This window comes from Streptomyces sp. NBC_01481 (assembly GCF_026339995.1).
In the GTDB taxonomy this organism is placed as follows: Bacteria; Actinomycetota; Actinomycetes; order Streptomycetales; family Streptomycetaceae; genus Streptomyces.
Genome location: NZ_JAPEPT010000005.1, coordinates 466177 through 485994, shown reverse-complemented (window position 1 = coordinate 485994; position 19818 = coordinate 466177). Strand labels below are relative to the sequence as shown.

Below are 19818 nucleotides of genomic sequence, written 5' to 3'. Positions count from 1 at the left end.
CCCGCGATCGTAGAGCCCACTACTGCAACTTACTGAGGCTTTACCTAGTTCCCGTCTTGGGGCCGGAAGGAGGCAGGATATTGGCCATGCCCAACGTTTCCCCCTCCGGCCCCCCGATGGCCGCCAGCCCGCTGACCCACGCCGTGCTCGAAATCGACGAGTACGCGTCCGGCCTCGGCTGGGACCAGCCGGCCAGGCTCTTCGCGCTCGTCGACACCGCACATCTGCGCTCCCACGAACCGGGCCTCGCGGCCCAGCTCGGTCTCGACGCCGACGAAGCGGCCGCGCCGCTCACCCCGATCGAGCAGGACGAGATCCCGGCCGGCACCCCGCTGGACGAGTTCCTCGCAACGATCGCCTGGCCGGACGCGGTGGCGGGCTGCGCGCTGACGGTGGAGCGCCAGATGCTCCCGCCCTCGGCCGAGTCCTCGGTCCCGGCCGGCCTCGACGACAAGGCCCTCACCAAGTGGGTCTCGTCCCACCCCGACCGCCAGGAGGTCCGCATGACGGTCGGGGTCCTACGCGACGGCACCCGCGAATCAGCGCTGCGCCTGCGCGAAAAGGACTCCTCTAAGGAGGTCCTGACGGGCTCCGCCCTGGTCCCGGGCCTGGCGGAGGCACTCGCGGCGACGTTCGAGGCGTAATCAGCTCTGCGACACCGCCGTACCGGGTCCCGTGGCCCGAATACGGCGGTGTCTCCAGTTGCGCCGCGGGTCGGCGGCGGCACAAGCAAGCGGGCGCAGGCCGGGCGCGGACGCATACGACCGAGGCGCAGTCCGGGAAGCCCGGCATCAGCCTCCCGGGGGCCTGGGGGCACCCCCCAGTTTCGGGAAGGGGCGGGCCTGGGGAACAATCCCCCGCTCAGCCCGTCAGGGGCCACAAACCCAGCCATCGCGCGAAGCGACCGAGCGCAGTCCGAGCGCGGGCTCATGCACCGTGGCGCAGTCCGGTGGCAGCCCCAGCATCAGCTGGCACAGACGCGGCGCGAAGCCGCCGCGATCAGGATCCGGGGCGCAGCCCCCTGGCGGCACCACCCCGGGGGCCTGGGGGCACCCCCCAGTTTCGGGAAGGGGCGGGCCTGGGGAACAAACCCCCGCTCAGCCCGCCGCGCAGCCCACCAACCCCGCCGTGTCCCCCGACCGAATCTTCTCCAGCGACTTCGTCGCATCGGCGATCGTGTTGACCTTCACCAGCGTCAGCCCGTCCGGAATGTCCGACACCGCCGCCGCGCAGTTGTCGCTCGGCGTCAGGAAATACTGCGCCCCCGCGTTCCGCGCCCCCACCAGCTTCATCTCGATCCCCCCGATCGGACCGACCTTCCCCTTGTCGTCGATCGTCCCGGTGCCCGCCACGAACTTCCCGCCCGTCAGGTCCGCCGGTGTCAGCTTGTCGACGATCCCGAGGGCGAACATCAGCCCCGCACTGGGCCCCCCGACATCCGCCAGGTTGATGTCGATGCTGAACGGAAACGTGTGGTCGGTACCCGCCTGGATGCCGACGATCGCCCGGTCGTCCTTGTCCGCCTTGACCGTGGTGATCGTGACCTTCTCCGTGGCGTCCGGCTCCTTGCCCGCCTTCTCCGCCGCGGCCGCCTCCTTCGCGGGCACGATCGTGAAGACCACGTCCTGGCCGGGCTTGTGCTTCACGACCAGCTTCGCGACGTCGCCCGGCTCCTTCACCGCCGTACCGTCCACCGCGCGGATCACATCCCCCGCGTGCAGCCGGTTCTCCGAAGGCGTGTTCTTGAGGACCGTGGAGACCACGACCCGTGACTTCACCGGGATCTTCAGCTGCTGGAGCGCCGCGACCTTGGCGCTCTCCTGCGACTGGGAGAACTCCTCGGCGTTCTCCTGTGTCGACTGCTCCTCGGTCTTCCCGTCCGGGTAGAGCGTGTCGTGCGGCACCACCACGTTGTCGTGGGCCAGCCAGCCGTACACCGCCTCGACGAGGTTCATCTTGTAGTCCGCGCCGGTGACCCTGACCGTCGTCATATTGAGATGGCCACTCGTCGAGTACGTCTTGCGGCCGGAGATCTGCAGGACCGGCTCGCCACCGGCCGCGCCGAGCGTGTTGACCGTCGGCCCGGGCGACATCTCCGAATACGGCACTGTAATGAACACCCCGGCGCAGAGCAGCGCGATGAAAATCAGGGTGGAAGCGAGCATCGTCGCGGTGCGGCGTGGCATGGAACGACAGTACGGGACGGGCCTGTCAGTGCACCGCCGGGGCCAGTCCGTACGTGGCAACTTGGCAACTGCGTACGGTCAGCGGCCGGGTCCCCCAGGTCACGCGGCGTCAGGCGGCGTCTGTACCGGAGCCCGCTCTCTCCATCGCATCGCGGAACCGCGCATATCCGGCAAGCTCGGCAACATCCCCCGACGTCCGGTTACGTGAAGCCCAGCTTCCCCATATCGCAGCACCCACGGCAGCGAAAAACGGAATCAGCAGCCAAGCGAGTGCCGCCATCGCGACCCCCTTACCCCATGAACGTACGCAACTGAGTGATCAGCAGATTAGTGTCTGCGAGTTCAACACTCGTGGCAGGGGGGTGGTTACGCAAATCAGGCGCTTGGTAACTCTCCGGGGTTCAGCCGATCGCACCTCAGCAGGCGCCGACCCACTCCTCCGTGCCGTCGGAGAACTTCTGGTGCTTCCAGATCGGCACCTCGTGCTTGAGGTCGTCGATCAGCTTCCGGCACGCCTCGAAGGCCTCTCCCCGATGCGGGCACGACACGGCGACGACGACCGCCAGATCGCCGACCGCCAGTTCACCCACACGATGGACCGCGGCAAGCGCCCGTACGGGAAACTCCGCCGTCACCTTCTCGGCGATACGGCGCATCTCGGCCTCCGCCGTGGGATGACAGGAGTACCCCAGAGTGTCCACATCCGCGCCGCCGTCGTGATTGCGCACGGTGCCGACGAAGAGCGCGATGCCACCGGCCGCGTCGTCGCCGACGGCCGCGAAGACCTCGTCGACGGAGAGCGGGGTGTCGCGAATCTCGAGCAGGCGGATGGGGTCCTGGGCCGCCTGTTCACCGGGGTGGTCGTACCTGCTTGCCATGCCGTCCATCGTGCCGTACGCCACTGACATCGCGAAATAGCCCATTCGACCGGCCGGGGAGGCACTGCCTTGGAGCCTCCTACATACGGCGCCTGGCCTTGCGCGCACGCCGCACCAGCGCGGCCGTACCGAGCAGCGCCACCGTCGCACCCGCGGCGCCGGCCGCGGTCGCGTCCTTGCGGCCGAGGCGGCGGCCCGCGACCGTGTGGCGGCCCTCCACCTCCTCCAGCAGCGCAGCCAGGACCTCCTCGTTGGTCCACTGAGGACGCCAGCCCGCATCGTGGAGCCGGCTCACACTGACCACCCAGGGGTGCATCGTGTACGCCAGATCCCCGGCCGGAGACGGGGTGAGGCCGATCCGGTGGAGCCGAGCCGCAGCGCCCAGGGCGACCGCCGAGGGCAGCTCCATCCGGCGGATGCCGCTGAGCTCCTCGACCTCCTCCTGTTCGAGCCAGCCGTCGCAGCCGACCGCGAGCTCGCCGTCGACCTTCTCCAACGCGGCGTACTCCAGGGCGGTCACCAGGTCCTCGACATGGCAGAACTGCCAGGTGGGACGGGATCCGGCGACCACAAGGAGGCGCGGCGACTCGAAGTAGCGGGTCAGCGCGGTGTCAGTACCGCCCACCAGGACGGCGGGTCTTACCACCGTGACGTTCAGACCGGGGTGGGCGCGCGGCGCACGGCGGCCCAGGCGTTCGATCTCCAGCAGGTCACCGACGCCCGTGGCTTCGGCGGTGGCGCGCAGCTCCGCATCCTCCGAGAGGGGGATGTCGTTCTCGGGCAGCGCCCCGTAGACCATTGCTGAGGTACACAGGACGACCCGGTGGACGCCCGCCGCCGCGGCGGCGGTCAGCACCGTCTGTGTACCGCGCACGTTGTATGCCGAGCGGGCGGCCGGGTCGGTCTCCAGGTCGAGGTCGAGCGCCAGGTGCACGACCACGTCCGCGCCCCGCAGCTTCTCGGCGATGGCCGGGTCACGTACGTCGAGAATGTGCCACTGCGCCTCGGAGACCTCGCCCCGGCGCTCGTCGATCGCGATGACCTGTTTGATCTCGTCGGACCCCACAAGGCGCCGGGTGAGCAGGTCACCGACGCCCGTGGCGGCACCGGTGATCGCGACCACGGGGCCACGGCCGGCCGACCCGCGGCCCGGGGCCGAGGTCTGGGTTGAGTGGTTTCGCGCTGCGCGAACCTGCGGATCTGGGGAACTCACCAGGCGTCTCCAGCGGTTGTCTTCAGTACGTGAGCGAATGAACGCGTACGTACCAGGTGGCGTCCATCCTGCCGCAGGCCAAAGGTCGGCGGAGCACTGAGCCCATATGCGACCCGCATGTCTACGCTGGGTGTGTAGTCGGGCAGCCGCCGCCGGCAGGAAGCCGGCGGCCCTACGAGCCGAGGAAACCCGTGAGTGACACCCCATTCGGATTCGGCCTTCCGCCGGAGGAGCCGGAGAACGGCGACGAGGGCAAGAAGAAGGATCCCGCCGGAGGTGGCCAGGGCTCCGGCGGGCCTTCGCCTGCCAATCCTTTCGGTTTCGGCTTTGGCGACGGCGCGGACAATCCGTTCGCCGCGATGTTCGGCTCCCTGAACCCGAACGACCTGGGTGCGGCCTTCCAGCAGCTCGGCCAGATGCTGAGCTACGAGGGCGGTCCCGTGAACTGGGACATGGCCAAGCAGATCGCGCGCCAGACGGTCTCCCAGGGCACGCCGGACGGCACCAAGGACCAGAGCATCGGCCCGGCCGAGCGCACCGCGGTCGAGGAGGCCGTGCGCCTCGCCGACCTGTGGCTGGACGGAGCGACCTCGCTTCCCTCCGGCGCCAGCTCGGCCGTGGCATGGAGCCGCGCCGAGTGGGTCGAGGCGACCCTCCCTGCGTGGCAGCAGCTCGTCGACCCGGTCGCCGAGCGCGTCGGCCTGGCCATGGGCGATGTGCTGCCTGAGGAGATGCAGGCCATGGCAGGCCCGCTGATCGGCATGATGCGCTCCATGGGCGGCGCGATGTTCGGCCAGCAGATCGGGCAGGCCGTGGGCGTGCTGGCGGGCGAAGTGGTCGGCTCGACCGACATCGGTCTGCCGCTCGGCCCGGCCGGCAAGGCCGCGCTCCTGCCGCTGAACGTCGAGGCGCTCGGCAAGGACCTCGGGGTGCCCAAGGAGGAGGTGCGGCTGTATCTCGCGCTGCGCGAGGCCGCCCACCAGCGGCTCTTCGCGCATGTGCCGTGGCTGCGCTCGCATCTGTTCGGCGCGGTCGAGGCGTACGCGCGCGGGATCAAGGTCGACACGTCCAAGCTGGAGGACGTGGTCGGCCAGTTCGACCCGCAGAATCCCGAGCAGCTCCAGGAAGCTCTCCAGCAGGGCATGTTCCAGCCGGAGGACACCCCCGAGCAGAAGGCGTCGCTGGCCCGTCTGGAGACCGCGCTCGCGCTCGTCGAGGGCTGGGTGGACGCGGTGGTCCACGAGGCCGCATCGACGCGTCTGACCTCCGCGGACGCCCTGCGCGAGACGCTGCGCAGGCGACGGGCATCAGGCGGTCCCGCCGAGCAGACGTTCGCGACGCTGATCGGCCTTCAGCTGCGTCCGCGGCGGCTGCGCGACGCCTCGCGGCTATGGGCATCGCTCACCGACGCCCGGGGCGTGGACGGGCGTGACGGCCTGTGGGCGCACCCGGACATGCTGCCGACGGCAAGCGATCTCGACGACCCCGACGGCTTCGTCCACCGTGAGCAGCTCGACTTCTCCGAGCTGGACAAGATGCTCGGCGAAGCCGCGGGCGGCAGCAAGCCGAGTCTCGACAAGGACCTCGGCAAGGACGACGACGAGGGCGACAAGGACAAGTGAGCCTGCACGACGACGCGGTCCTCGTACTGAAGAGCTACGAGGAGCAGGAGGAGCTGCGCCGGCTCTATCTGGACCATCTGGCGGCGCATCCCGACGGAATGTGGAAGGCCTGCGGCGCGGGGCATGTCACGGCGAGCGCTCTGGTCGTCGACCCCGAGCGCGGGCGGGTGCTGCTGACCCTGCACAAGAAGCTGGGCATGTGGCTCCAGATGGGCGGCCACTGCGAGCCGGACGACACGACGCTGGCGGCCGCCGCGCTGCGCGAGGCCACGGAGGAGTCGGGGATCAGCGGCCTGACGCTGCTGCCCGGCGGCCCCGTACGGCTTGACCGGCATCCGATTCCGGCCCCCTGCCACTGGCATCTCGATGTGCAGTACGCGGCGCTGGCTCCGTCCGGAGCGGTCGAGGAGATCAGCGAAGAGTCTCTGGATCTGCGCTGGTTCGCGTACGACGAGGTGGCGGAAGTGGCCGACAAGTCGGTCGTACGACTGCTTGAGATGACGCGCGCGGCTCTGTAGCGAGCCACGGGTGCGCAGCGACGCGTAAGGGGCGGCCTCCCCGGAGGCCGCCCCTTACCTGTGCCCTGTGCGTCAGCTCCAGGCGTTGTTCTGGTTCTGGGCGTGGGCGCCTTGCTGGCCCACGCCGTACTGCGCACGCAGGCCCTGTCCGATCTCCGCGCTCTGCGGCGGCATGACCTCACTGGGCTGCACCAGCGCGAAGCCCTGGCCCAGGAAGCTCAGTTCCCAGCCCTCGCCGGTGTTGCCACGCCTGCGCCGTACACCGGAGGAGTGCGTCTGCGCCTGCATCTGCACCCGCAGCGCGGACGACCAGGCGACGATCGCATCGGCGTCGACATTGACGTACTTGTCGGGCGTCACCTGCATCATCAGCGGCTGGCCGGAGGTCATCAGCGCGACCTTGCCCCGGCCGGAGATATTGAGCTGGTACTTCCCGGAGCCGGAAATCCCGTACTGGCTGTCCACCGCGATGACTTCGGTGTGCAGCGTGGAGTCGAGCGCCAGGACATAGGCACTGTCGACCGTCATGCCCTCCTGGTCGACGTCCACGACATGGACGTACTGCGCGAGGTTGGCGAAGTAGACGGTGCCCTGCCCGGAACAGCGCATCAGATCCAGGCCCTCGCCGGTGTTGGCGCGGGCACGGCGCTGATTGCTCGTCTGGTACTCGCCGTCGAAGTCGACAAGGCCCTGGTACGCGACCATGGCGCCCTTGCGGGCGAGGACGTCGTCGTGGCCGGTGAGCGCGACCCGCAGGAGCTGCGGGTTCTGCACGACGTACCGGTCCTGGGACTGCTGTTCCGTGTTGCTGAAAAGCGGACTCTGCATGGTGTGTTCTCGCTCCCCCTCAGTTCCGGATCCGCAGGCGGTCGGTACTGTCCTCGCTCGGCTGTACGACGACGATGCCCTGGCCCGAGAAGGCCATCTGGTACGCCTCTCCGCTGCCCCGCCCGATCAGCGAGGAAGCCTTGAAGCTGCGCTTGCCCTTCACCTTCAGGTTCGGGGACCAGGCGACAAGGGCGTCCGGGTCGACATAGGTCTCGTCCTCGCCGCGGCCGCAGTCGACGACGATCGGCGTGCCGCGCGACGTGAGGGCCACCCAGCCGGTGCCCGCCACCTCGACGTTCCACAGGCCCTGGCCGGCGAACTTGGCCAGGCCCTTGACCCGCTCGACGCCCCACTGGAGATGCGCGTCGAATGCAAGCAGGTTGGTGCCGTTGACCGAGAGCGAGTCGTTGTTGAGGTTGATGACGACGACATCCGCGCCGTAGTCGGCGAGGTAGAGCAGTCCGTCGCCGGAGCACTTCATGATGGGCGCGCCCTCGCCGGTCACCCACTGGGAGGCGATCTGGCGGACGGCGGGCGGGTTCGGCTCGTACTGCACGAAGCCTTCGTAGGCGACCATCGAGCCGGTGCGCGCGTACAGGTCCTGGCCGCTGGACATGGCGACCTTGAGCATGGCGCGGCCGTGGTTCTCCATCCGGGCCGCCATCGGTGTCGGGGCGAAGCCCGCGAGTTGCTGGTTCATTTCTTCGGGCTCCCTCAGACCTCGTACGGCTGGACGACGATGAAGTTGCCGGGGGCGCCCCGGAACTGGAGGTTGACGGTCTCTCCGCTGTGTCCCGGGTACGCGTTGCGGCGAAGCCGGACCTGGCTGGAGAGGATCACCTGGGACGCTGCCGACCAGGCGACGACCGCGTTGCAGTCGGCGAAAGTCGTCGGCGTGACCGGGAGGACCACGGGGACACCCTGGGTCTTCACGACGACCGTGCCGGTGCCCTGGAACATCATCGTGAACAGCGCGCCGCCGGGTATGCCATGGCCCTCGATCCTGCGGACTTCGTGCTGCAGGGACTCGTCGAAGGCGAGGACGTTCTCGGCGGAGACGCAAATGCCGTCGCCCTGCAGCTCGATGGAGTGCAGATGCGCGCCGTCCTCGGCGAGGAAGACCTGGCCGCGGCCGCTGCAACGCATCAGCTGCATCTCCTGGCCGGTGGCGTTGCCGACGATGCGGCCGGCGAAACCGGCGCCCTTGTAGCTGAAGTCGACCTTGCCCTGGTACATCACCATGCTGCCCTGACGGGCCAGCACGGGCATGCCCCCCATGGTCAGATCGACCCGCATGAGCTGCTGGTTCTGCGGAGTCCAGCGCTGGCCGGTGGCGGTCTCGCGGTACGGCTGGAGGGCGGCCTGGAGACCGGCCCCTGGCTGCGGGACGCCCTGGGGAACGCCCTGCGGAACCCCTTGCGGGATGCCCGGAGGCTGCTGCCCGTACGGGGACGGCGCCTGCTGTCCGTACGGCGAGGGCGCGCCAGGCGGGACCTGGCCGGGCACCTGTCCCGGCATCTGTCCCGGGACCTGGCCGTACTGCGGCTGCTGGGGCGGCTGTCCGTACGGAGCCGGCGCGGGCGGCGGCACAGTGCCCGCGGGCGGGCTCATCGGGGCCGCAATGGTGGGCGCGGCGTGCATCTGCGGGTTCGGCTGAGGGGCCGGGGCAGGTGCCGGGGCCGCAGGGGCGCCGAACGAGGGCGCGGGCTGCGGGGCCTGAGGCGCCTGCGGTGCGGCCGGTGCGCCGAACGCCGGAGGCGCGGTGGCCTGCGGGGGCGGCGCGAACGACGGCGCGGCGCCCTGGGGCTGCTGCGCGGCCGGCTGCTCCTCGGCGACCTCGCCGCCGAAGTTCTTGAGCAGTGCGTCGAGTCCGCCGTCGAAACCCTGGCCGATGGCGGCGAAGCGCCAGACGTCCTTCAGATAGAAGTCGCCCAGCATCACCGCGCGCTCGGTGGTGAACTCCGAGCCGGTGAAGGCGTACCTGACGACCTCCTCGCCACCCGCGACGATACGGATGTACCCGGGGCCCACCTGCGACATCTGTCCGGCGCCGTCGATCGTCGCGGTGAAGGAGAGCCGGTGGATGTTCGCCGGAATGCGGTCCAGAGTGACCCGGAATGACTCGGTGTCACCGGACTGCGCGCCAAGCAGCTGGATGGACTCCTCGGGTGACTTCGGCTGGTTGAAGAAGATGAAGTACTGGTCGTCCGAAAGCTGCTCGTTGGCGTCGAGTCCGAAGCAGCTGATGTCGAAGGTCAGCCCAGGAGCGGCGATCTGCACACCTACGTACAGATCCGTTCCCGGCGTGAGATCACTGATCTTGGCCTTGTGGCCGCGTTGGAATTCCCTGGCCATGCGTAACGACCGTCCCCCATCCCGAAATGTGAATCCGTCGCGCCAGGCTAACGGCTCAGTACGACATTGAGCCAAGCCGGTACAGATTCGGTACAGGACGGCCGACGGTCACTCTCCGCGTGCGGCCGGCAGGTGCGGCAGACGGTCGGCCGCGACGACGCCCTCGAGATAGCCTCGCGCGCGCTCGGTGCGCGGATACGCCTCAAGGAGTCGCCAGAAGCGCGGCCCATGTCCGGGCACGAGGAGATGAGCCAGTTCATGGACGAGCACATAGTCGACGACGTACTCGGGCATCCCCTGCAGGCGGTGCGACAGGCGGATACTGCCCTCCGCCGGGGTGCAGGAGCCCCAGCGGGTGTTCTGGTTCGTCACCCATCGCACGGATGTCGGTCTTGCGCGTCCGTCGAAGTACTGGGCGGACAAACGCTCGGCGCGCTCGGCCAGTTCACTGTCGCCGAGGATGCGCTTGCTCTCCTGAGCGGCGAGCTTGTCCAGCATCACGGTGACCCAGCGCCGCTCCTCCGCCTCGGACATCCGGGCAGGAATGAGGACAATGGTGCGGTCACCCTCGCGGTAGGCCGAGACCGTTCTGCTGCGCCGGGTGCTCCTTCGGACCTCGACCGCACTCGTCCCCGATCCGCGGAGCGGTCGGCTTTTCGTGCTGCGCTGTGGGGTCTCCCCAGCGAAGCGAGGGGACGGGTCGACGGACACGCCCCGACGTTACCCGCTGTCAGTGGGGGAAGTCCCGCCTCCGGGACGGTTCGAGCTTGATCCACTCCATGGCTGCACCATTTGAACGACTAATACCCCATGCCTGTGGATAACTTTTCACAGCCCTGGACGCGGCCGTGCATTCTGACAACAGATCAGCGGAGAGATCCGACAAGACTTCAACGGGGAAGTGGGAACGGGGGACGTGGAAATGCATCCGATGGTGAAGCCTGCCCTGAAGAGGGCATGGCGGGAGCGGCAAACGGTGCAGTTCGGGACAATGCCCGCGCATGCGGTGATGGTCGGCCCCGTGGACACGGCGACGGGAGCCCTGCTCGAGCTCTTCGACGGGACGCGGGGGCTGCCGCTGCTGCGTCAGGAGGCCCGGGAGATGGGGCTGCCGGAAGGACAAGTGGACGCGCTGGTGAAGCGGTTGACATCGGCCGGACTGCTCGACGATCCGTCGGCCGGCGGGCCCGCGGCCGACGCGTTACGGAAACGGACGGGCGCGTTCGACCGGCTGCGCCCCGATCTGGCATCGCTGTCCGTGGTCGATCCGGAACCGGGCGGCGGGATACGGCGCCTGGCGGCCCGGCGCGCGATGCGCGTCCAGGTCCGGGGCGCGGGCCGAGTGGGTGCGACGGTCGCCGCGGTGCTGTCGGCCTCGGGGGTGGGCCGGGTCGAAGTGCTCGACGGCGGGTGCACGGAGCCATGGGACGTGGCGCCCGGCGGGCTGCCGGCGGAGGCGATCGGTGAGCGGCGGGAGGCAGCGGCCCGGCAGCTGGTGCGGCGGACCGCGCCCGACCGCCCGCCACGCCCGGCCGAGTACACGACGGCTCCGGGCTGCGGTGAGCCAGGTCTCTCTCTGGTCGTGGTGGCCCCACGGGACGGTCTGGCGGCCTACGCACCCGACCCGGCCGGCGCCGCGGACTGGATCGTCGGCGGAACACCCCATATGTATGCGGGAGTTGTCGAAGCAACCGGCGTGGTCGGCCCGCTGGTGCTGCCCGGTGGCACGGCGTGCGCGAGCTGCCTGGAGCTGGACGGCGTGGAGCGGGATCCGGGCAGGGCGAGGCTGCTCGCGCAGTGGCGGTCGGGCCGCCGCCGCGCGCTACCGGCCTGCGATGTCGCCCTGGCCACGGCCGTTGCGGGGACGACGGCGGCGCACGCGCTGTCCTTTCTCGACGGGGAGCTGCCCGCGAGCACGGGAGCGCGCTGGGAGGTTTCGCTGCCGCTGCTGGAGTGGCGCTCGGAGGCAATCACGCCGCATCTTCACTGTGCCTGCGGAGCGAGAGGGAAGAGTGAGGGGGGACACACCTCAGAGTTCGGGTCGCCGCACGAGACAATGGCCGGGTAACGGCCGTCAACGGAGCAATGCCGTAAGGCACACGCGGCACGGCTGTCTGGGATTTGGAGGGGCACATGTCTGATCTTCCCCGGAAAGCGGTCACCCGGACCGCCAAGCTGGCCGCGCTGCCACTGGGCTTCGCCGGGCGGGCCACTTGGGGGCTGGGAAAGCGGATCGGCGGGAAGTCCGCGGAGATCGTGGCCAGGGAACTGCAACAGCGCACGGCGGAGCAGCTGTTCAAGGTGCTCGGCGAGCTGAAAGGCGGTGCGATGAAGTTCGGGCAGGCCATGTCCGTCTTCGAGTCCGCCCTTCCCGAGGAGGTCGCGGGTCCCTACCGCGCGGCCCTCACCAAGCTCCAGGACGCCGCGCCCCCGATGCCGACGCGTACGGTCCACGCGGTCCTCGCCGAGCGGCTGGGCGAGGACTGGCGGGAGCTGTTCCTGAACTTCGAGGACAAGCCGTCGGCCGCCGCGTCCATCGGCCAGGTGCACCGGGCGGTGTGGCACGACGGGCGTGAGGTCGCGGTGAAGGTGCAGTACCCGGGGGCGGGGGACGCGTTGCTGTCCGATCTGACGCAGCTCAGCCGCTTCGCCCGGCTGCTCGGGCCGCTGATCCCGGGCATGGACATCAAGCCTCTGATCTCAGAACTCCGCGACCGGGTCTCGGAGGAGCTGGACTACGAGCTGGAGGCGCAGGCGCAGCGGGAGCACGCCGCCGAGTTCGCCGACGATCCCGATGTGGTGGTGCCGGATGTGGTGCACCAGAGCGATCAGGTGCTGGTGACGGAGTGGATCGACGGGATCCCGCTGGCGGAGGTGATCGCCGACGGCACCGAGGAGCAGCGGAACCGCGCGGGGCAGCTGCTGGCCCGCTTCCTCTTCTCCGGCCCGGCGCGCACGGGACTGCTGCACGCCGATCCGCACCCCGGGAACTTCCGGCTTCTTCCGGAGAAGGACGGCAAGGGCTGGCGCCTCGGCGTGCTGGACTTCGGCACGGTGGACCGGCTGCCCGGCGGGCTGCCGCAGACCATCGGCGACTGTCTGCGGATGACGCTGGAGGGCGAGGCCGAGGCGGTCTACGAGCTGCTGCGCGAGGCGGGCTTCGTCAAGGAGTCGATAGAGCTGGACCCGGACGCGGTGCTCGAGTATCTGCTGCCGATCATCGAGCCCGCCGAGGTCGGGGAGTTCACGTTCAGCCGCAGCTGGATGCGCAACCAGGCGGCCCGCATCGCCGATATCCGTTCCCCCGCGCATCAGCTGGGCAAGCAGCTCAATCTGCCGCCCTCGTATCTGCTGATACACCGGGTGACGCTGAGCACGATCGGGGTGCTGTGCCAGCTGAACGCGGCGGTGCGGCTGCGGGACGAACTCGAGTCGTGGCTGCCCGGCTTCCTGCCGGAGGACGAGGAGGACGGCGCGGCTGTCGAGGCGCGGGCGTGAACGATCGCCGCCGGGCGCACCGCCATCGTTGCTCCGGCGGCACCGCGTCAGGCGGCGTTCACCACCAGGCGGAGTCGAGTCTGCCCTCGATCGCCCTGATGTTGGCGCGTGCGCAGTCGTCGCAGAAGTAGTGACGGGTGCCGTTCTCCACGGAGCAGGTCCAGGTCGGCGGTGGTCCCTCGGCGACGGTGCCGCAGTGGGAACACACGATGCTCTCGGCACCCGCCTGCGCAGGGTGAGGAGTCTGCTGCTGGTCCACCTCGTGACGATAACCCCGTAACGGACGTGCCGCAGGGACAACGCACCGCGGGGCCCGGTCCGTTCGGACCGGGCCCCGCGGGTTCAGTGCCTACGTGGCGGAGCGCTTGCGCGATCAGTGCATGACGGCCATGGCCAGCGCGCGGCGGGCACGCAGCGAGGCGCGCTCGGCGCGGCGCTGCATCCGCCGGGCGGCGACCAGGCGCACGGCCTGGCTTTCGGCCTCGGCCTCGCGCAGGCGCTCGTGCATATGCGCACGGGCCATGGCTTCTGGGATGAGTTGCATCTCACGGGTCCTGTTCTGACGCGAGGCGTTCGCGCCGGTGGTGGTGACGTCTGGGGTGGCCGAGCCGGACGGCTCGCTCGTGGAAGGGGTCATGGGGGCCAGCTTCTGGGGATCGTGCGTGATGGGGCGGTCGATGGTTCCGATGACGGTCATGCCGCGACCGGGTTCTTGCGCGGGCGGCCACGCGGCCGCTTGCGGGCCACGACCACGCCCTGGACGAAGAGCTCTCCGCCCCAGACGCCCCACGGCTCACGCCGCTCCTTGGCGCCGGCGAGGCAGGCCTCCATCAGCGGGCAGGTGCGGCAGAGGGACTTGGCGTACTCGACGTCGGCCGGGGACTCGGCGAAGAAGACCTCCGGGTCGTAAGCACGGCAGGGGACGGGTACGCCGAGGTTCTCGATGGCGTCGTCGAGCGCGGAGAGCGCGGTGAGCGGAGTCAAGGTGGAGTCCTCCGTGAGGGCGGGCGGGGGGATCGTCTCGGAAGGCGGTACGGACGGGGCGTGCGCTTCGAGTTGCACGGTGGTGTCTTCCTCGTCTGGTCGGTTCCGGCCTGTTGGCCGGGTGTCGGCTGGTACCGGGTGCTGCTTGTCCCGAGGCCCCTTCGCTCTGTGCTCCCCGTTCGGGGAAAACAGAAGGGCCGCGGATCCCGGGTGGGGTTCCGCGGCCCTGAAGGCGCCGGCCTGATCTGGATCAGGCTGGATCACTCCAGGGTTCGAGCCCACGGAAGGCCCACATCGTGTGGTGCTGCGTCGTCTGCTTCTGGGTTTCGGCACTGGCCGCCGCAATGGCATAGGCCTTGGCCTCTGCCGCTGCTACTCCTGCTTCCAGTGCCTTGGTCGGTCGCTCATTGCGCTCCAGGACGGGGAGGCCGCCCAGGCCGGACACCGGAAGCACGGCGGAGAAGCCGGACAGACCGGTGCCGTTGAACGCCGCGGAGAAGCCGAGCGTGCAGGCGGAGACGACCGAGCGATCGGTCACTTTGGTGCTGGTGAAGCGGGTCTTGGTGCTGATCACTGGAATCGCCTCCTCTCGGCGTCTAGAGGACCGGCCGGGGCCGATCGCGCGTATTCGGATAAGTACAGCACGAGGACAGGGCTTCAGAGAAGTCGCTGTTCCCGTGGTTAAGAACCTATGGGGCTGGCTGGGGCCTGCGCAAACTATTTTCTCGACGAGTTTGTATCAGTCCTCCTCGTCGCCCTCTCCAACTTCCTGACCTGCGCAGATGACCAGCACATCGGCTCCAAAGCGCTCAAGTTTGCGTCCACCGACGCCGGAGATCTGGGCCAACTCCCCCTCGCTGCCCGGCACGGCCTCGGCGATCGCCATCAGCGTCTTGTCGGTGAACACGCAGTACGCGGGCTGGCCCAGCTCCTTCGCCTGCTCCGAGCGCCACTCCCGAAGTCGCTCGTACAGCGCCTCGTCCATGTCGGAGGGGCAGTCCTCACAGCGCATCAGCTTCATCTCGCCGGCGTCGGTGAGCGTCTTGCCGCAGACACGGCACAACACGGGTCCGCGCCGCTTGCGCCGGCCCGCGCCGCGCTCGATGCCGCCTCCACCGCCCGCGCCACGGGCGCCCGGGGCGACCGACCCCGGACGCATCCCGTTGAGGAAGCGCGTGGGGCGGCGGGAGGCGCGGCCGCCGGGGGAACGCGACAGCGCCCAGGACAGCGAGAGATGGAGCCGGGCCCGGGTCACGCCGACATAGAGGAGCCGGCGCTCCTCCTCGACCTGTTCGTCGGTCTTGGCGTAGGTGATCGGCATCATGCCCTCGGTGAGGCCGACCAGGAACACGGCGTCCCACTCCAGGCCCTTCGCCGAGTGGAGCGAGGCGAGGGTGACGCCCTGGACGGTGGGGGCGTGCTGGGCGGCGGCGCGTTCGTCGAGCTCGGCCACCAGATCGGAGAGGGTCGCCTCCGGTTTGACCCGCACATAGTCCTCGGCGAGGCGGACCAGCGCGGCCAGGGACTCCCAGCGGTCGCGCACGGCGCCCGATCCGGCGGGCGGCTCGGTGGTCCAGCCCTTCGTGGAGAGCACGGCCCGGACCTGGGACGGCAGGTCCCCGGCATCGTCGAGCAGGGCGTCGTTGCCTCCGGCGCGGGCGGCTCCGCGCAGGGCGATGCCCGCCTCCCTGACTTCCTGGCGTTCGAAGAAGCGCTCGGCGCCACGCAGCTGGTAGGGGACCCCGGCATCCGCCAGGGCCTGTTCGTAGACCTCCGACTGGGCGTTGACGCGGTAGAGCACGGCGATCTCTCCGGCCGGGACGCCCGCGGCGATCAGGTCGCGGATACGGCGGGCGGTGCCCTCGGCCTCGGCCGGTTCGTCCGCGTACTCGGAGTAGGCGGGTTCGGGGCCTGCCTCGCGCTGGGAGATCAGTTCGAGGCGGTGCTCGGCGGCGCGGCCGTGGGCCTGGCTCAGCAGACCATTGGCGAGATGGACGACCTGTGGCGTGGAGCGGTAGTCGCGGACGAGCTTGACGACGGTCGCGCCGGGGTGGCGGGTGCGGAAGTTCAGCAGATGGTCCGGGGTCGCGCCGGTGAAGGAGTAGATCGTCTGGCTGGCGTCGCCGACGACGCAGAGGCTGTCCCGGTCGCCCAGCCACAGATCGAGCAGTCGCTGCTGGAGCGGGCTGACGTCCTGGTACTCGTCCACCACGAAGTGCTGGTACTGGCTGCGGATCTGGTCGGCGATGTCGTGCCGGTCCTGGAGGATGCCGACCGCGAGGAGCAGGACATCCTCGAAGTCGATCACCGAGCGGTCGCGCTTGAGCTGCTCGTACATCGCGTAGATCTGACTGATCTCAGCAGTGTCGCGAGGGGCGTCGCGATGCGATTTGGCGACCTCGGCCGGGTAGTCGGCGGGGACGGTCTGGGTGACCTTGGCCCACTCGATCTCGCTCGTCACATCCCGCAGCTCATTGCGGTCGAGCCGGATACGGCAGCGCGCGGCGGACTCGGCGACCAGTTGGATCTTGCGCTCGAGCAGCCGGGGCAGCTCACCGCCGACCGCCTTCGGCCAGAAGTACTGGAGCTGGCGCAGCGCGGCGGAGTGGAAGGTGCGCGCCTGCACACCGCCCGCGCCGAGCTGGCGCAACCGCCCGCGCATCTCGCCCGCGGCGCGGTTGGTGAAGGTGACGGCCAGCACACTGGCGGGCTGGAGTATGCCGGCGCGCACGCCGTACGCGATGCGGTGCGTGATCGCGCGTGTCTTGCCCGTGCCGGCGCCTGCCAGCACACACACCGGACCGTGCAGGGCCGTCGCCACTTCGCGCTGCTCGGGGTCGAGCCCGTCGAGCACCGCGTCCGCCGACTCGGGGACCTGCGGGAAAAGGGAGGAGTGCGTTGCTGCTGTCACACCGCCATGCTGCCAGGTCGTACGAGGCTGCCGTGGCCGTTGTCCACAGGGGGCCCTGGGCAGTCGTACTAATGCGGGAATGGTGGACAGATCGCGTACGTTCAAGTACCCGGTGCGAAGACGCATCGAGCCAAAGGGACCGGACTGCGAGACAGAGGAGCGCGAGAGACGATGCAGGGCACTGTGACGATGTACAGCACCACGTGGTGCGGCTACTGCCGTCGGCTGAAGAGCCAGATGGACCGCGAGGGCATCGCGTACACCGAGATCAACATCGAGCAGGACCCGCAGTCCGCGGCCTTTGTCGAGAAGGCCAACGGGGGCAATCAGACCGTCCCGACCGTGCTCTTCTCGGACGGTTCGACGCTGACCAACCCCTCGCTGGCGCAGGTCAAGCAGAAGATCGGCGTCTGAGCCGCACGGTCTCTCAGCCGACATCACCGGGCTTGGGCAACGGCTTTCCGTACCAGAGCTCGATCAGGCGGGCCGCAATCGAGATCCCGTAGGGAGGCAGCACTTCCCCGGACTCGAAGGCGGCCCGCAGGTCGTCCCGGGAGAACCAGCGCGCCTCGTGGATCTCCTCGCCGTCCACGTTGATCTCCGCGGACGTGGCCCGCGCCACGAAGCCGAGCATCAGGCTGGAGGGGAAGGGCCAGGGCTGGCTGGCGATGTACTCGACGTCGCCGACCGTGACACCTGCCTCCTCGAAGACCTCCCGGCGCACCGACTGCTCGATCGACTCGCCCGGTTCGACGAAGCCCGCGAGCGTGGAGAAGCGTCCCTCCGGCCAGTGGACCTGGCGGCCCAGCAGCGCGCGGTCCTGCTCGTCGGTGACGAGCATGATCACGGCAGGGTCGGTACGGGGGTAGTGCTCGGCGCCGCAGGCTTGGCAGCGGCGGATGTGGCCCGCGGCCGCGATGACCGTGCGCTCGCCGCAGCGTGAGCAGAAGCGGTGCAGCCGCTGCCAGTTCTCCAGCGCGACGGCGTGCACCAGCAGCCCCGCGTCGCGCGGAGACAGCAGCAGTCCGGCCTCGCGCAGTCCCGCGGGACGGGCCGACTGGTCCATACGCCCGGGAAGGGCGTCCTTCTGGAGCGCGAAGTAGCGCACGCCCTCCTCGTCCGTACCCAGGAAGTAGCGGTGGGTCTCGGTGACCGGGGCCTCGAAGGCCGGGGTCATCACCAATTCCGTACGGCCGTCGGGGGTGTCGTCGATCAGCGCCTGGCCGCCACAGACCACGAAGACCCGGGTCGTGGGGTGGCTCCAGGCCGCCGCGAGCCATGCCTCGTCGAGGCGGTGGTGCGCCTCGCGGTCGATGCCGGTCGGCGCGGTGAGAACGATCGGGCGGTCCGCGGTGGCGTAGCTGTTGGTGCTCACGGTATTTCCAACTCCCCCGGGTGGATTGGGTGTCGTGTCAGCAGAGTTCAGCGCAGGGCTTGGGCGAGGTCGCCCCACAGATGGGCGGTCGTCTCGACGCCCTTGACGAGCAGGTCCAGTTCGACCTTCTCGTTGGGGGCGTGCCAGCCGTCGGACGGTACGGAGATGCCGAGGAACAACACCGGGGCCGCGAGGACGTCCTGCAGGTCCGCGGCGGGTCCCGAGCCGCCCTCGCGCGTGAAGCGGATCTTCTGCCCGTCGAAGGCGCGGCTCATGGCCCGTACAACCGACTGCAGGGCGGGGTGGTCCAGCGGGGTCAGACAGGGGCGGGTCGAGGCGCCGAAGCGGATCTCGTGGCGGATCCCGGCCGGGACGCGATCCGCGACCCATGCGTCGACGGTCTTCTCGATGATGTCCGGATCCTGTCCCGCGACAAGCCGGAACGTGAGCTTCAGTTGCGCCGACGACGGGATGATCGTCTTGCCGCCGGGGCCCTGGTAGCCGCCGCCGATGCCGTTGAGCTCGGCGGTCGGGCGGGCCCAGACGCGTTCCAGGGTCGTGTATCCGGCCTCGCCCAGCGTGCCGTGCGACTTGGCGCTTTTCAGCCAGGACGCCTCGTCGAAGGGCAGCTCGGCGAGCAGTTCGCGCTCGGCGCCGGTGAGCGGCGCGATGCCGTCGTAGAAGCCGGGGATCGTCACCTGCTCGTCGGCGTCGTGCAGCGCCGCGACGAGGCGGGCGGCGACGGTGGCCGGGTTCGGGACCGCGCCGCCGAAGGAGCCGGAGTGGATGTCCTGGTCCGGTCCGTACAAATCGATCTCGCAGTCCACGAGCCCGCGCATGCCGGTGCAGACGGTGGGGGTCGTCTCGGACCACATACCGGTGTCCGAGACGATCACGGCGTCGGAGGCGAGGCGGTCGGCGTTGGCCTCGACGAGTGCGCGGAAGTTGGGCGAACCCGACTCCTCCTCGCCCTCGATGAGCAGCTTGAGGTTGACCGCGGGGGCGGTACGGCCGGTGGCGGCGAGATGGGCCCGTACACCCAGGGTGTGGAAGAACACCTGGCCCTTGTCGTCGGCCGCGCCCCGCCCGTACATCCGGCCGTCGGCGATCAGCGGCTCGAACGGGTCGGTGTGCCAGCCGTCCTCGCGGGCGGCGGGCTGGACGTCGTGGTGGCCGTAGACGAGCACGGTCGGCGCGTCCGCGTCGCCGGAGGGCCACTCGGCGAAGACCGCGGGTGCGCCGGGCGTGGGCCAGACCTCGCTGACCGGGAAGCCGGTCTCCTTGAGCTTGCCCGCGAGCCAGTCGGCGCTGCGCCGTACGTCCGCGGCGTGATCGGGCTGGGCCGACACGGACGGGATACGCAGCCAGTCGGCGAGATCGTCGAGGAAGGCGGCGCGGTGCTGCTCGATGTACGTACGGACGGCACTGTCCGGGGTGTCGCTCATGCAGG

At 69.7% G+C, this 19818-nt stretch carries 20 protein-coding genes; 6 read left to right on the top strand and 14 right to left on the bottom strand.

Going from position 1 to position 19818, the window contains the following annotated elements:
- The first annotated feature begins 86 nt into the window (after positions 1 to 86).
- Positions 87 to 644 (top strand): PPA1309 family protein, encoded by a 558-nt coding sequence (locus OOK40_RS28315; RefSeq protein ID WP_266487205.1) that lies wholly within the window; start codon positions 87 to 89, stop codon positions 642 to 644.
- Positions 645 to 1097: 453 nt separating this feature from the next.
- On the opposite strand, the gene OOK40_RS28310 is transcribed toward OOK40_RS28315, so the two are convergent.
- The 3 genes from OOK40_RS28310 to OOK40_RS28300 all read right to left on the bottom strand — a co-directional run bounded on the left by OOK40_RS28310 (position 1098) and on the right by OOK40_RS28300 (position 4277).
- Complete coding sequence (locus OOK40_RS28310) at positions 1098 to 2186, bottom strand: PDZ domain-containing protein (RefSeq protein ID WP_266487204.1); 1089 nt, start codon at positions 2184 to 2186, stop codon at positions 1098 to 1100.
- Positions 2187 to 2602: 416 nt separating this feature from the next.
- Complete coding sequence (locus OOK40_RS28305) at positions 2603 to 3064, bottom strand: molybdenum cofactor biosynthesis protein MoaE (RefSeq protein ID WP_266487203.1); 462 nt, start codon at positions 3062 to 3064, stop codon at positions 2603 to 2605.
- A 79-nt stretch (positions 3065 to 3143) separates the two neighbouring features.
- Positions 3144 to 4277, bottom strand: coding sequence for an SDR family oxidoreductase (locus tag OOK40_RS28300; protein ID WP_266487202.1), 1134 nt, complete (start codon positions 4275 to 4277; stop codon positions 3144 to 3146).
- A 191-nt stretch (positions 4278 to 4468) separates the two neighbouring features.
- Between OOK40_RS28300 and OOK40_RS28295 the strand changes: the two genes are divergently transcribed.
- Together OOK40_RS28295 and OOK40_RS28290 are read left to right on the top strand one after the other, a co-directional pair.
- Positions 4469 to 5899, top strand: a complete 1431-nt coding sequence (locus OOK40_RS28295) for a zinc-dependent metalloprotease (protein WP_266487201.1) — start codon at positions 4469 to 4471, stop codon at positions 5897 to 5899.
- Positions 5896 to 6417: an NUDIX hydrolase gene (locus OOK40_RS28290; RefSeq protein WP_266487200.1), complete on the top strand. Its 522-nt coding sequence runs from the start codon at positions 5896 to 5898 to the stop codon at positions 6415 to 6417. Before OOK40_RS28295 ends, OOK40_RS28290 begins: the two co-directional genes overlap by 4 nt.
- 72 nt (positions 6418 to 6489) lie before the next feature.
- On the opposite strand, the gene OOK40_RS28285 is transcribed toward OOK40_RS28290, so the two are convergent.
- From OOK40_RS28285 to OOK40_RS28270, 4 genes are all read right to left on the bottom strand, one after another.
- Positions 6490 to 7245: an AIM24 family protein gene (locus OOK40_RS28285; protein ID WP_266487199.1), complete on the bottom strand. Its 756-nt coding sequence runs from the start codon at positions 7243 to 7245 to the stop codon at positions 6490 to 6492.
- Positions 7246 to 7264: 19 nt separating this feature from the next.
- Complete coding sequence (locus tag OOK40_RS28280) at positions 7265 to 7945, bottom strand: AIM24 family protein (RefSeq protein ID WP_266487198.1); 681 nt, start codon at positions 7943 to 7945, stop codon at positions 7265 to 7267.
- 14 nt (positions 7946 to 7959) lie between these two features.
- Positions 7960 to 9600 (bottom strand): TerD family protein, encoded by a 1641-nt coding sequence (locus OOK40_RS28275; protein WP_266487197.1) that lies wholly within the window; start codon positions 9598 to 9600, stop codon positions 7960 to 7962.
- Positions 9601 to 9708: 108 nt separating this feature from the next.
- Entirely contained in the window at positions 9709 to 10311 is a 603-nt protein-coding gene (locus OOK40_RS28270) for a M48 family metallopeptidase (RefSeq protein WP_266487195.1), read from the bottom strand.
- Between the two features lie 211 nt (positions 10312 to 10522).
- On the opposite strand from OOK40_RS28270, the gene OOK40_RS28265 reads away from it, so the two are divergent.
- Positions 10523 to 11668, top strand: coding sequence for a ThiF family adenylyltransferase (locus tag OOK40_RS28265; RefSeq protein WP_266487194.1), 1146 nt, complete (start codon positions 10523 to 10525; stop codon positions 11666 to 11668).
- Between the two features lie 65 nt (positions 11669 to 11733).
- Positions 11734 to 13098, top strand: coding sequence for an AarF/ABC1/UbiB kinase family protein (locus OOK40_RS28260; RefSeq protein ID WP_266487193.1), 1365 nt, complete (start codon positions 11734 to 11736; stop codon positions 13096 to 13098).
- A gap of 58 nt (positions 13099 to 13156) precedes the next feature.
- Here the strand turns inward: OOK40_RS28260 and OOK40_RS28255 are convergent, their stop codons facing one another.
- From OOK40_RS28255 to OOK40_RS28235, 5 genes are all read right to left on the bottom strand, one after another.
- The gene (locus tag OOK40_RS28255; RefSeq protein ID WP_266487192.1) at positions 13157 to 13357 is read right to left on the bottom strand and encodes a hypothetical protein; all 201 of its coding nucleotides are present in this window, start codon (positions 13355 to 13357) and stop codon (positions 13157 to 13159) included.
- A gap of 114 nt (positions 13358 to 13471) precedes the next feature.
- On the bottom strand, positions 13472 to 13795 hold the full coding sequence (locus OOK40_RS28250; RefSeq protein ID WP_266487191.1) for a hypothetical protein: 324 nt from the start codon (positions 13793 to 13795) through the stop codon (positions 13472 to 13474).
- Positions 13792 to 14160, bottom strand: coding sequence for a WhiB family transcriptional regulator (locus tag OOK40_RS28245; protein WP_142213804.1), 369 nt, complete (start codon positions 14158 to 14160; stop codon positions 13792 to 13794). The genes OOK40_RS28250 and OOK40_RS28245 overlap by 4 nt, the downstream gene beginning before the upstream one ends.
- A 172-nt stretch (positions 14161 to 14332) precedes the next feature.
- Positions 14333 to 14656, bottom strand: a complete 324-nt coding sequence (locus OOK40_RS28240) for a hypothetical protein (protein WP_266487190.1) — start codon at positions 14654 to 14656, stop codon at positions 14333 to 14335.
- A gap of 165 nt (positions 14657 to 14821) precedes the next feature.
- Positions 14822 to 16936, bottom strand: coding sequence for an ATP-dependent DNA helicase UvrD2 (locus OOK40_RS28235; RefSeq protein ID WP_266487694.1), 2115 nt, complete (start codon positions 16934 to 16936; stop codon positions 14822 to 14824).
- A 228-nt stretch (positions 16937 to 17164) separates the two neighbouring features.
- Here OOK40_RS28235 and OOK40_RS28230 point away from each other — a divergent pair, with 228 nt between their 5' ends.
- Positions 17165 to 17407 carry a mycoredoxin gene (locus OOK40_RS28230; protein ID WP_142213806.1) on the top strand — a complete coding sequence of 81 codons (243 nt, stop codon included), beginning with the start codon at positions 17165 to 17167 and terminating at the stop codon, positions 17405 to 17407.
- Between the two features lie 13 nt (positions 17408 to 17420).
- Here the strand turns inward: OOK40_RS28230 and nudC are convergent, their stop codons facing one another.
- Together nudC and OOK40_RS28220 are read right to left on the bottom strand one after the other, a co-directional pair.
- The gene (gene nudC, locus OOK40_RS28225) at positions 17421 to 18368 is read right to left on the bottom strand and encodes an NAD(+) diphosphatase (protein WP_266487188.1); all 948 of its coding nucleotides are present in this window, start codon (positions 18366 to 18368) and stop codon (positions 17421 to 17423) included.
- Positions 18369 to 18415: 47 nt separating this feature from the next.
- A complete protein-coding gene (locus OOK40_RS28220; protein ID WP_266487187.1) occupies positions 18416 to 19813 on the bottom strand; it encodes a dipeptidase in 1398 nt (465 codons plus the stop codon).
- Positions 19814 to 19818 lie beyond the last annotated feature (5 nt).

Coding starts and splice junctions, on each gene's coding strand:
- OOK40_RS28285 (WP_266487199.1), bottom strand. CDS start 7,245: ATGCAGAGTCCGCTTTTCAGCAACACGGAACAGCAGTCCCAGGACCGG.
- OOK40_RS28230 (WP_142213806.1), top strand. CDS start 17,165: ATGCAGGGCACTGTGACGATGTACAGCACCACGTGGTGCGGCTACTGC.
- OOK40_RS28275 (WP_266487197.1), bottom strand. CDS start 9,600: ATGGCCAGGGAATTCCAACGCGGCCACAAGGCCAAGATCAGTGATCTC.
- OOK40_RS28265 (WP_266487194.1), top strand. CDS start 10,523: ATGCATCCGATGGTGAAGCCTGCCCTGAAGAGGGCATGGCGGGAGCGG.
- OOK40_RS28310 (WP_266487204.1), bottom strand. CDS start 2,186: ATGCCACGCCGCACCGCGACGATGCTCGCTTCCACCCTGATTTTCATC.
- OOK40_RS28250 (WP_266487191.1), bottom strand. CDS start 13,795: ATGACCGTCATCGGAACCATCGACCGCCCCATCACGCACGATCCCCAG.
- OOK40_RS28280 (WP_266487198.1), bottom strand. CDS start 7,945: ATGAACCAGCAACTCGCGGGCTTCGCCCCGACACCGATGGCGGCCCGG.
- OOK40_RS28315 (WP_266487205.1), top strand. CDS start 87: ATGCCCAACGTTTCCCCCTCCGGCCCCCCGATGGCCGCCAGCCCGCTG.
- OOK40_RS28260 (WP_266487193.1), top strand. CDS start 11,734: ATGTCTGATCTTCCCCGGAAAGCGGTCACCCGGACCGCCAAGCTGGCC.
- OOK40_RS28305 (WP_266487203.1), bottom strand. CDS start 3,064: ATGGCAAGCAGGTACGACCACCCCGGTGAACAGGCGGCCCAGGACCCC.
- OOK40_RS28220 (WP_266487187.1), bottom strand. CDS start 19,813: ATGAGCGACACCCCGGACAGTGCCGTCCGTACGTACATCGAGCAGCAC.